We start from the raw sequence: 12,598 nt of genomic DNA on the forward strand, positions 1-12,598 counted from the left end.
ATATTGTAAGCATAGTCGATGCTCTGAAGATTGTTTCCTACTTTTTTGTTTGTAAGTTCCGAGAGTTCATTGTAGGTGTTTTCAGTGAGTAATTCTTCAGGCATGCTATCCACCTGATGAAAATGTTTGAGCATTCTGTTCTGGGAATCGTACACAAACCTTTCCTTTACGGTCACTCCGCTTTCACCCTGCTTTCTCAGATGATAGGTGTCGGTTTTCTGAATAGCCCCTGCAAAATCCAGCAGAGTTTCTGTTTTCGTAAAGCCTCCTAAATGGTTGACGGAGTGTGAGCCAATAGCTCTTCCTTTCTCATCATACCATATAAAATCTTTCGTCCAGTTATCATTTTCTATATTCTTGACATAAGAAGCCGTAGGTAAAGTCTTGGTGCTCACAGCAGCATTCTGCGCGTCCTGGCTTAAAACAGTCTGTCCCAGTACCTGAGTAGGAATACTTACATCAGCCGGAAGCGGCGGATAGGTATCATAATAGTTTACACTTAGAATCGTCATGCTTACTGTCGGGAAAGCATTTTTTGTGTAATACACATTCATCCCGTTTAAGGTAAACGGAGTCGTGCTTCTTTCTTCATTGTTTGCGGGATTAGCAGTCACATTGTTAACAGCCGTCTGCATGGCTGACCTTGTAGCGGTACTGGCAAAAAATCCTGTATAGACCACTCTTCCGAATTTGTCGTACTTAGTAAAGAGCCAGCCCTTTTTGGTAAAGGTATTGGTGGTGGTTCCGAGCATTGCGTCCTGCGTCAGTACAACTCTGTCCTGCTTGTCGTAGACCAAATATTCCCATCCTTTTCCCGGTATTCTCTTTTCAACCAATCTTCCAAATTCATCATAACGATACTGGTAACACAGGCTGTTTCGCGTGGTTTCATCAATGGTTGTCTTCGCTGCTGCCAGAGGCGGGATCACAAAAGCCAGCTGATTGTACTCATTGTAGACATAATATGTATCAACATTCTGTGTCCCGTCATTCTTTCTGATGAGTACCGTCTGTCCTTTCCCGTTCCGGTATTCTGTTGTTGTATTATTATCCTCATCGGTAACAGCGGTTTTCATTAAGGAATTGACAGGGTAGTAGGTTCCCGGGAAATTCAACTGAGAATCTGTTCTGCTCTCTACCCATGTTGTTGTTATCGCAAACTTTTTAACTTCAGTGGCTGAAGTATTGGTGTTGTAATTGTAGGTAACGGGTTTGTCTGCCCATGCGTTTCCGACATTGTAGCTTTTTTTTACCCTCGTTAAAGGAGCATTCTCGATAATTTGCTCAGCATATATTTTTTCTGTTCCGTAAATATCAGGATTGGTCGCATTAGCCAAAGCGTTTTCATAGAATGCACCGTTTTGTGTTCCGGTTTGAGGAACCGGCAGAAAAGATTTGGATTGTCTTCCGTATTGATCATATTCGATATGGCTTACCACGTCTTTCTGTGAAGGAGAGGCTTTGATGGCAATCGTTTGTTTGGGGCGCCCCAAACCGTCAAAGTACTGCACGGTTTCCGCTTTTTTTACGCAATCCGCATCAAGGCAGTTTTTGGTATAGATATAATTTTTGGTATCGGTAGGAGAGATGCTTTGGGCTGATAATTGCCCTAGCGACAGTAACAAACCTCCGATTATTAGTATGTTTTTCATAATTCTTTATTTAATATTTAAACAGAGGCTCTATTTAAGGTACATCAATATCAGGAATATAGTCTACAGGAGTGGTACTATCTATCGTAATGATGGTGCCATTAGGGATAGCAGTGGTTGAAGGACGTTTTGCTCTGATGTTTCCGTTGGGATAGATGGTGATTTTCCAGTCTCCGGAGGTTATACTTCTTGCCACAGTTCCGCCTGTTGCAGTAAGGCAATTTGCGTCCAGTTTTCCGATTGATTTCTCTGCTAGCCAACTGATACTGCTGTCGTAAGGAAAACTCATCTGCAGTCTGTAATGAGAAGAATCCGGCATGGTAATAGAGCCACTAAGTAAAGTCGCAATGTCATATCCTTTGGTAATGGTACATGATACCGGTGTGCATCCTCCCTGTTGGTTGGCAACATTCTGACCATTCGTCTCAATATCCTGAAATGCTTTCTGATTGGCATCAGTTTTACTGATATAGGAGAAATAGGTATTGGCAGGAACAGTATAGATATAAGTATTGGGTAAATGCCCGGCTCCGCAATTGGTGACAACATAATCACCGCTCATAGCGTCATTAGCAAAAATCTGCGGAGAATAATGATAATCATACGTTTTGATTGTTTTCCCATCCTTATCCAAAACTTTGGATATTCTGTGGGAAGAATCATAAACATAGGTTTCCTTTAACCCATTTGCTGAGGTTTTACTGGTAATCCCTATAAGAGGATCATAGCTGTAGGTTTCAATCTGATACCCTTTGAGAGCTTCATCTTTTCTTACATTATCCAGTGCCTGAATTAAAGCAGGCTCGTTCGCAGGATTAGTATCATCTGCATCTGATGCGGAAACAGCAGCTGTTACTGAACTTAGATTTGAAACAGCAGCATAGGTTGCTCCTGTTATTTTAGCAATAGGCTGTGTCCCGTGATATCCCCAGATCGTAGCAGTAGGAATTCCGTTTTCTGACTTAAATTCGCGTAAATTGCCTTTGTCATCATAATTATCAAAAGTAATTTTCTTTGATGAGCTTTGGTTGGTAATATCATAGCTGAGTGCAGAAGTAGGGTATAAGGTCGCAGCATCATCAAGTTTGGTTTCTGCCTTACTGATCACCTTTCCGTCATTTTTAATTTCGGTTTCCAAAGGAGTGCTGACCATATTGGCATTCAAAAGCTTCTGATTATTTTTCTCTAAGGCATACTTCAGGCTTTTTTCAACAACAGTTCCATCATACAGATTTTCTTTACTGTACACCAGGTTATTGTACTGGCTTTCATATGTTTTTTCACCGGAGCTTGTCAATGCCTGTGTACTTCCGTTTACATAGTTTTTTATCGTTTTAGTTTCTTTTTTAATAGAAACTCTCTTTACAGGTTCTCCGTGATACTTTATATTAGCTATTGGGATGACACCCAATTCAAATGAAAATACTGTTTCCTGTAGGAGATTATTAGTAATGCCATAGACTTCCTGTTTTTTTAACAATCCGTCTCTTTTTAAATAACTCCCAAGATCAATTAAGGTGTTGCTTAATCCTGTTAAGTTATTCAGATCTGTTTCATCATAATAGGTATATTTCGTAAAGCTGTTATCCAGCATATTGGTAACTTTTACATTGGCATACTGCATGACATTAATATCATTATTCCCTCCCAGAATTGCCATTTCTCCCAAATTGTCCGGTACTAAAGTCAATCCGCTGGAAACTGAAGGATCTGAAAATTTGTTATACTCATATTGTACCCATTTAGCCGGAGTTGTTGCGCCTGCATCAAAGTTTTTGATACTTTTTATTCTCAAGCCGCTACCAAACGCATTCTTACGTTGGCTTATTTGTTTAGTTGAATAAAAATCGACTGTGCCATATCCTTTGATATTTCCTCTTACAATACCTTTATTGATTTGAGCCAAAGGAACTTTATAAACTCTTATCGATGAAGTGCAATTGAATGAATTGTTGGCATTAACAAAAGGCTCATAACCTATGACATTACCGCTTAAATTCTGCAGATCCACATCTACAGAATAGGTAACTCCAGGAGGCGGTGCGTGAAGCGGCGGATAAGATGAAATATGAGGCACTACATACACATCGCCCTGATATCCGCCCGGGAAGTTGAAAACCTCACTGGAAGCCGATTGTGAGCTGTCGAAAGTCCATGTATATATTTTATCCAGGTCATAATAATTGTAGCAGTTGCCGGTTGTACATGGAGTAGGATCTACGGCTACAGAATTGCTCTCAAATTCATATTCTATTCTCCCTCCGCTTGGCAGAGTAATGCTTTTCAAGGAATTTGAAGCGACTGTACTCGGAGTAGTGATGTCCGGAGTCATTAAAACACCTCCGCTTATATTGCATGGAGTAAAACCATTCACGTATCCGGAAGCATCTGTTCCGGAACCATTATTGGGGGTATAGTCAAAAGAATATTTCTGAAGGACATTATTATTTTTATCCAAACTGGATAACCCCTCTAATAGGCTATTTAAACCCATTGAGAATGAATATTGACTGATGATATTATCGCTTTTATCCTTTAATATCAATTTATCCATCTGATACCAGTCCTTATCTCCTTTATTTTTTAAAGAATGAGGTGTATTATTAGGAACATATGAAAAATTGATGCTTCCGTAATTATTAACATTAATTTTTTTAATCTTGTGTTCCTGTATAGTTCCTAAGGCCTGATTTACCAGTTCAGTTGTTGTTTCATATTCAAATGTCGCGACCTGCTGGTTTTTGCTATTTCTGATTTGGGTTAATAAAAATTCGCTGTTATAAAGTTTCTCCTGGCTCGAATTATTACCTGACATATCAAGGAACTTCATATAAGCGATATTGATCTTATCAAAAAGATAGATATTTCCATTGTCGTCAGTAATCGTGAATGATAAAATCTTACCCGGATTACTGTTGTCTTTGACAAGTGTTATCTTATTATTCGACGGTTGCAACGGCACAGCAATTAACTGCCCTATATTTTCATCTTTACTGATATAAAACTTTCCGGAATTTCCTAAAAAATTGTAACTATATATCAGTGATATCGTTTCATTTGGATAAGCACTTTCAACGATATAATCTTTATCATATAAGCTGGTACCTCTAAAGATACTTCCTCCATATTGAAGGCTCCATCCTTTTCCCACATCACTGATCATCTTCAAAGCAGATATTCCTTCAGTAGAATAGGATAATGATACACCAATATTGATGTTATCAGAAGCTACGGCTATATTGGTTAATGGCAGACTTATATTAGGAACCCCGGTATGGATATTACTCTCTGAATTAGTCAGAAAAGTATTTTTTTGAAACTCGGCTGTTTCTGTCTGGCCTTTGTATGTACCGAATGATAGCATACTTGCCACAAATAAAATTTTATAAATATTCTTCCTCATCTTAGCTTATTTTTTTATCAGTTTAGCACTTGCTGTTTTATTATCATTTGTTTTCACGCTCACCAGATATGCTCCCTGAATCAGTGCCTGCGTATTAATCTTCGTCACTTTATTCTTGGTTTTCACGCTCTGCAGCTGCCTTCCGCCCATGTCATACACCGTAATCTCCGCTTCCGTCTTCCCATCTCCCAGCATCCCGCTTCCATCATCCATATTGATTTCCACATACGCATACTCACTCACCGGATTCGGATAAATCTTAATATCCTGTTTTTCGATTAGCTGATCAATCTGCTTGTCTCCCAGCTTCACAATCTTCCAGTTCTCTTTTCCCAGTTCTTCAGCACTTGTTCCGGCCAATACAATTGAACCGTCCCTGTTCAGTTTTATATCGGACAGTCTCTCTTCTTTTTTCTTTGATTCACCTTTCACATGCTTTCTCCACTGCTCATTTCCGTTCTGATCGAGGTACAGCATCCAGAAGGTCTCATCGTCACTTTCAATTCTACCTTCTGCTTGAGTATAGCCTCCCAGCAGTATACCTTTGGTCAGGTGGGTGGATTCCCCTCCTCTGGAGGGGTTAGGGGTGGATATCACACTCATCCCCATCAGCACATCCCGGTTTTTAAAGTTGTAGGATTTCTGCCAGATTTCTTCCCCTCTTTCATCGAGTGAAATCAACCATAAATCAGTTCCTTCTTCGATGCCGACGGCTTTATTTCCCGATCTTTCCGATCTTGATTCACCACCGATTAAATATCCTGTAGAAGTCAACGCCAGCGTTCTTAAGTGATCATCACCTGTTCCCCCAAAGTTCTTTTCCCATTCCATTTTGCCGTCTTTGGAAAGCTTGATGATCCAGTAGTCACCCTCACCGTAGTTGCCGCTGGCTTTTGGCTTTTGGCTGATGGCTTTGCTTCCAGAATCCGGCATCCCGCTTCCTTCCACAGCATTACTCCTTGAATAAACGCCCAACAAAGCCCCGCCATCTTTCGTTGGAATCATCTTCTCCACCTCATCCAAACCTTTTCCACCCAAAACCAATTGCGATAATTCCTTTCCGTTTTTATCCAGTCGTACCACCAGAACATCCTTTGATCCGTAACCTCTCGTTCCTTGTGTCCCAGACGTTCCCTGAGGCTCTCGAAGGGAACCTTGTTCCGTTCCCTGAGCGGAGTCGAAGGGGAGAGAGCCGAAGGCAACATTTCCCGCCACAAAAAATCCCATATCCGTCGTCTGAATCACCGCTCTGGCCTCTTCATCCGAAGCACCACCAATCGTTTTCTGCCACAGTTCATCTCCAAATTCATTGATGCGGATCAGCCAGATATCCGAACCTCCTTTCGAATCTTCTTTTTTGTCCAGGCCTTTCCCGCTAAAAGTAGTGCCCGCAAGAAGAAACCCACCTTCCTGTGTATTTACGGTTGCAGAAAGAAAATCATGGTTCTGTCCCGAGAAATATTTTTCCCAGACTTCCTCTCCCTGTTGATTGAGTTTAACTAAATGGAAATCGTAACCGTTGTTTTGTGGCCCCTGAGCCAGTTTACCCTGAGCGGAGCCGAAGGGAAGGGTACTTCCAGCTTTCGAAAGGGAGGAGATCCCTGAGGCTCTCGAAAGGGCGGTCCCTGAGCCTGTCGAAGGAGTGGTCCCTGAGGTTCTCGAAGGGATGCTGCTTCCGGTTATCAAATACTGCTGGTCAATAGTCGTGGTCATCTGGCTTAAAAAATCCTGCGTTGAGGATTTAATGTCTTTCTGCCAGACTACTTCCTGGGCAGAAATGCTCAGAAATGTGCATAAAGTTAATGCACTGGAATAGAGTCTTTTCATACGTAGTGTTGAAAGAGTTAAATATTATTGTTCGTGTGATGAAGTTAATTGTAAGAAACTAAAGATTTGTTTGTCTTTAAAAAAGTGGAGCAATCATTAGAAATTGCCTGGATAGAAATGGTTGTTATCATGGTTTGTTTTTATTAATTTTTCAAGTTTTGGATTCAAATAGTAACCTGTTATACAAAACTAAATCTCTTAAACGACAAATCCTGTCGTATTATTATGACAAATGCATTTTTTATTCTTAAGGTTGTATAGAGCCGTTTTAATTTTACTAAATAAGTTTTTTATAGTTTTTCCTTAATTTTCTAAATTAAATAAACTTTGTTTATTCTTTAATTAACATTAAGAAATCTTTAGATTCGACGTAGTCAATTTCAGTGAATTAAACGCTATTTAATTAAAGAATTAATACATTGATTTTTATTAGTTTTTTAAGCTAAAGAGTCTTAATTTCTTAATGTTAAAAAAAATTATAATTTAAACAGGCTCGTAATATTTTTAAATCCGCGGCAAAATTATGAAAAAATTATAAAGCAATGATACATTGTTTAAAATTAACATGCCAAAAAATCAAAAAATACGCAGATTTCTTTGACAATCCTTCGGGAGTTCTTCGGAAGCTCTTCGGAAAAAGTACCGTTTTTCCGAAGCCGACCCGAAGGTGATCCGAAGAAGACCCGAAGAAAGTACCTCCGAAATACGTCAAATCCCGTCAAAACGCGTCAAATCCCGTCATAGTTTTCATAAAGCGTCAACCGCTTGCGGATTCATCAAAGGATGATTAAATTAGCCAAAACTAAACTTCATGCTCATCAGCCCTAAAACTAAAACCGTATTTCTCTCGTCTTTACTCATCTCATCTGCGTTATTTTCCCAGGCACACAATGTTTCAGAAGGCTATCAGAGACCTACGGATCCGCTGGTAGTTCAAAATCTTGAAAACTGGCAGGACCTGAAATTCGGTTTATTCATGCATTGGGGAACCTACAGCCAGTGGGGAATTGTTGAAAGCTGGAGCCTTTGCCCCGAAGATGAATCTTGGACGCAAAGAAAGCCGGAGCATGGAAAATCGTACTACGAATACGTGAAAAATTATGAAAATCTTCAGACGACTTTTAATCCTGTGCAGTTTAATCCTCAAAAATGGGCAGACGCCGTGAAAAAAGCAGGAATGAAATACGTGGTTTTTACCACAAAGCATCACGATGGTTTTGCCATGTTTGATACACAACAGTCTGATTACAAAATTACTTCCCCAAAAACTCCTTTTTCCAAGAATCCCAAAGCGGACGTCACAAGGGAAATTTTCAATACCTTCAGAAAAGAAGGCTTCAAAATTGGCGCTTATTTTTCAAAACCCGACTGGCATTCGGATGATTACTGGTGGTCGTATTTTCCGCCAAAAGACCGTAACGTGAATTATGATCCGGAAAAATATCCTGAGAAATGGAACCGTTTTAAGAATTTTACTTTTAATCAGTTGAATGAGATCACTTCGAATTATGGTAAAATAGATATTCTGTGGCTGGACGGCGGCTGGGTGCGTCCGTTTCATATCATCGATCCGAATGTTGAATGGCAGAGAACGATCAAAGTCGAACAGGATATCGATATGGATAAGATTGGAAACATGGCCCGGAAAAATCAGCCCGGAATCATCATTGTAGACCGCACCGTTCCCGGAAAGTGGGAAAATTATGTTACGCCCGAACAGGCTATTCCGGAAAAAGCACTTTCCATCCCTTGGGAGAGTTGTATTACGATGGGTGATTCGTTTTCATATGTTCCGAATGACAATTACAAATCATCTCAGAAGATCATTGAAACACTGGTGAAAATTATTTCCAGAGGAGGGAATTACCTGATGAATATCGCTCCAGGGCCTAATGGAGACTACGATCCTGTGGTTTATGAAAGGTTAAAAGAGATTTCCGGCTGGATGGATCAAAACCAGACGGCCGTTTTTGCCACAAGAAGTGTAGCGCCTTACCACGACGGAAATTTTTACTATACCCAAAGCAAAGACGGAAAAACAATGAATATTTTTCATTTGGATGAAAAAACGAATTATGAAGCTCCATCAACATTACATTTTACAATTCCGGAGAATGTTAAACCCAAATCATTGAAAGTTTTAGGATTAAAAAATAAAATTCATTGGAAACAATCAGGAAATACCATTAAAGTTGATTTACCGGTAGAAAGAAATCAATTGAAATATTCAACCGTAATTCAAATTACACAATAGTTAGAATTAAGTCTGTTTAAAAAAGTTTATTGTTGTTAAAACGACCTAGGAAATCGTAGCGTTAAAAAAATGAAATCTGTGAGCGTTAAGAAAATTCTACTGTTTGAGCGCGATAACAATATTTAAACGAAGAACAAATATTAAATTCGCGCGAGTTTTAGAATTTTTAGAGAACAGATTTTATTTTTAGCAAAGAGTTCCAAGTCTTGAACTTTTGGTTCTTTTGCTTCAAGGTAAAAGAACAAATCTTAAATTAAATTATTCTTAAAATGCATTTTAAACTGCGATTTAAAATTATAATAATTTCATTATTGAGCACAACATTTATTGCCGCTCAAAAACCATTATACAAAGACCCAAAGCAACCTATTGAAGCCAGAGTTCAGGATTTATTAAAAAGAATGACTCCTGAAGAAAAATTCTGGCAGTGCTTTATGATTCCCGGAGATCTGGATCATGTCCCAAAAGACCAGTACGCACACGGAATTTTTGGTTTACAGGTGAGCGCAGGAAACCAGGGTGGCGGAGCAGCAGGACAATTGTTGACATATAATGCCAATGAAGATGCGGAACGATTGGCGAAAAAAATTAATGCGATCCAGAAATATTTTGTCGAAGAATCACGATTGGGAATCCCGATCATTCCTTTTGATGAGGCATTGCACGGCTTGATGCGTGAAGGCGCGACAGCTTTTCCGCAAGCGATCGGTTTATCGGCCACCTTTAATCCGGAACTGATGAAAGAGGTTTCTACGGCGATTGCAAAAGAATCGAAGTTGAGAGGCATTCGCCAGATTTTGACGCCTGTAGTAAATCTTGCCAGTGATGTCCGTTGGGGAAGAACCGAGGAAACCTACGGTGAAGATCCGTTTCTGACTTCCGTGATGGGTGTCAATTTTGTCAGCTCTTTTGAAAATCAGGGAATTATTACGACTCCAAAACATTTTCTGGCAAATGTTGGAGAAGGAGGAAGAGATTCTTATCCGATTCACTGGAGCAAAAGATATCTGGAGGAAACGCATTTAATTCCATTTGAAAAAGCTTTTCATCAGGGAAAAAGCCGCTCGGTAATGACTTCATATAATCTGCTTGACGGAAGGCCTTCGACAGCCAATCACTGGTTGTTGACGGAAAAATTAAAAAAAGAATGGAATTTTACCGGCTTCGTCATCAGTGACGCCAGTGCGGTTGGTGGGGCTAATGTGCTGCATTTTACAGCAAGAGATTATGACGATGCTTCTGCACAGGCCATGAATGCAGGTCTTGATGTGATTTTTCAAACAGAATATCAGCATTATAAGCTTTTCATCCCACCGTTTCTGGATGGTAGAATTTCAAAAGAGAGAATTGATGATGCAGTCTCAAGGGTGCTGAGAGCAAAATTTGAACTGGGCTTATTTGAAAATCCTTATGTTTCCGATAAAGATATTGAAGAATTAAAGAAAATTAATCATAAACCTTTAGCCGAGAAAGCAGCCATAGAGTCTTTTGTTTTGCTTCAGAACAATAATAAAACGCTTCCCATTCCGGAAAATGTTAAAAAGATTTTAGTGGTGGGAACTGATGCGGTGGATGCAAGGTTAGGCGGTTATTCCGGTCCGGGAAATAAGAAGGTCAGTATGCTGGAGGGAATTAAAAATTTTGTTAAAAATAAAAATATCGAAGTTAATTATGTAAAAGGAATCGACTGGAATCTGAAGAAGTTTGCCACCGTTCCTGCTGAGTTTTTATCCTTTGAAAATCAAAAGGGATTAAAAGGAAGGTATTTTTCTAATCCAGATTTAAAAGGTAATGCCGTTGTTGAAAAACAGAATGAACAGCTGAATTTTAAATGGACTTTATATTCCCCGGATCCGGAAAAGTTGCAGTCCGATAACTATAGCGTACGGTGGACAGGAAAACTGAAAGCACCCAATTCCGGAAAATATCAGTTGGGACTGCGTGGAAATGATGGTTTCAGATTGTTTTTAAATGGAAAATTAATGATCGACCAATGGGAAAAGTTGAGTTATTCAACCAAAACGATTGAACTTGATTTCGTGAAAGGAAAACAATACGACATTGTCGTGGAATTTCATGAAAACCGGGGAGAAGCGAATATTGAACTGATCTGGAATTATGGTTTACCAGACTACCAAAAAGATTTTAATGAAGCTGTAAAGGAAGCTCAAAATGCAGATTATATTATCGTAGCCGCTGGAATTCACGAAGGAGAATTTCAGGACCGCTCTTCGCTTGCCCTTCCCGGAAATCAGGAACTATTTATTCATGAAGTTTCAACATTGAATAAGCCAATAACAGTTGTGCTGGTGGGTGGTTCTGCTATAAAAACGACTGATTGGAAAGATAAAGTCGGAGCTATTTTAGACGTCTGGTATCCGGGAGAGGAAGGCGGAAATGCGGTGGCCAAAGTTCTTTTCGGGGCAGAAAATCCTTCGGGTAAACTGCCAATCACTTTTCCGATAGAGGAGGGACAATTGCCGCTGTCTTACAATCATCATCCCACAGGAAGGGGAAATGACTATTATGATCTGAGTGGCGAACCGTTGTATCCTTTTGGTTTCGGATTGAGCTATACGACTTTCGAAATTTCAGATTTACGGTTAAATAAACTACAGTTTACAGCAAATGATACGATTACTGCTACAGTCAATGTAAGGAATACTGGTTCAAAAGCGGGAAGTGAGGTCATTCAGCTGTATGTGAAAGATTTGCTGGCCTCGGTTTCAAGACCGGTTATTGAACTAAAAGGATTTCAGAAAGTATATTTAAAGCCGGGAGAATCAAAACAGGTTTCTATTGAAGTTCCGGTGAAAGACCTGCAGTTTTTAGACGAAAAAATGAACTGGATTGTTGAAAAAGGTACATACCGGATTTTTGTCGGGAATTCTTCAAAAAATTTACCGATGAAACAGAATATTGAGGTTGAGTAATGTTGGGACGGAGATCGGTTACAGTGAAGATCTAATTGAGACGCCATCAGTATTGCAACCATATATAGGTCGGCACATTTTTAGCAGCAGTATCATCAACTTTTATCTATACAAAACTTAAAAAAAGCACTATGAATTTAAAGTTGATATTACAGAAAGCGAATGCCTGTATTGCAGCGGGCGACCACGAAGGATTTTTAAAATTTTGTACAAAAGATACCCGCTGGACTTTTATTGGCGACCGTACGCTTAACGGAATTGATGAGGTAAGAGCCTATATGAATGAAGCATACAAAGAGCCTCCAAAGTTTGAAGTTGCTTTAATGATTGAAGAGGGGAACTATCTGTCCGCTATGGGAACTATTAGTTTACTAAACGAAAATTCAGAGTGGATCAGCTATGAATATTGTGACGTCTGGAGATTTGAAGACGGAAAATTAGCCGAATTGAAGGCTTTTGTAGTCAGCTGATTTTACTTTGTGAAATAATACATTTTCAAAATCCAGTAAAGTTGCAGATTTCTTAAGGA

At 39.5% G+C, this 12,598-nt stretch carries 6 protein-coding genes; 3 read left to right on the plus strand and 3 right to left on the minus strand.

What is annotated here, in order from left to right:
- The 3 genes from BMW64_RS16870 to BMW64_RS16880 all read right to left on the minus strand — a co-directional run.
- Window positions 1–1,652: DUF6443 domain-containing protein (locus BMW64_RS16870; RefSeq protein WP_143052720.1), on the minus strand; the 1,652-nt coding region annotated here is incomplete at its 3' end.
- 34 nt (window positions 1,653–1,686) lie between these two features.
- The gene (locus BMW64_RS16875) at window positions 1,687–5,055 is read right to left on the minus strand and encodes a DUF5977 domain-containing protein (protein WP_143052721.1); all 3,369 of its coding nucleotides are present in this window, start codon (window positions 5,053–5,055) and stop codon (window positions 1,687–1,689) included.
- Between the two features lie 6 nt (window positions 5,056–5,061).
- Window positions 5,062–6,882, minus strand: coding sequence for a T9SS type A sorting domain-containing protein (locus tag BMW64_RS16880; protein ID WP_090001261.1), 1,821 nt, complete (start codon window positions 6,880–6,882; stop codon window positions 5,062–5,064).
- A gap of 811 nt (window positions 6,883–7,693) precedes the next feature.
- On the opposite strand from BMW64_RS16880, the gene BMW64_RS16890 reads away from it, so the two are divergent.
- The 3 genes from BMW64_RS16890 (at window position 7,694) to BMW64_RS16900 (ending at window position 12,539) form a co-directional block, all read left to right on the plus strand.
- Window positions 7,694–9,136, plus strand: a complete 1,443-nt coding sequence (locus BMW64_RS16890) for an alpha-L-fucosidase (protein ID WP_090001266.1) — start codon at window positions 7,694–7,696, stop codon at window positions 9,134–9,136.
- A gap of 311 nt (window positions 9,137–9,447) precedes the next feature.
- Window positions 9,448–12,069 (plus strand): beta-glucosidase, encoded by a 2,622-nt coding sequence (locus BMW64_RS16895; protein ID WP_228400942.1) that lies wholly within the window; start codon window positions 9,448–9,450, stop codon window positions 12,067–12,069.
- A gap of 131 nt (window positions 12,070–12,200) precedes the next feature.
- A complete protein-coding gene (locus BMW64_RS16900) occupies window positions 12,201–12,539 on the plus strand; it encodes a nuclear transport factor 2 family protein (RefSeq protein ID WP_090001269.1) in 339 nt (112 codons plus the stop codon).
- Window positions 12,540–12,598: the final 59 nt, after the last annotated feature.

This window comes from Chryseobacterium taichungense, assembly GCF_900109935.1.
Lineage (GTDB): Bacteria > Bacteroidota > Bacteroidia > Flavobacteriales > Weeksellaceae > Chryseobacterium > Chryseobacterium taichungense.

Bases quoted from the DNA above. Each gene is read 5' to 3' on its own strand.
- BMW64_RS16875 (WP_143052721.1), bottom strand. From the start codon at position 5,055: ATGAGGAAGAATATTTATAAAATTTTATTTGTGGCAAGTATGCTATCA.
- BMW64_RS16880 (WP_090001261.1), bottom strand. From the start codon at position 6,882: ATGAAAAGACTCTATTCCAGTGCATTAACTTTATGCACATTTCTGAGC.
- BMW64_RS16890 (WP_090001266.1), top strand. From the start codon at position 7,694: ATGCTCATCAGCCCTAAAACTAAAACCGTATTTCTCTCGTCTTTACTC.
- BMW64_RS16900 (WP_090001269.1), top strand. From the start codon at position 12,201: ATGAATTTAAAGTTGATATTACAGAAAGCGAATGCCTGTATTGCAGCG.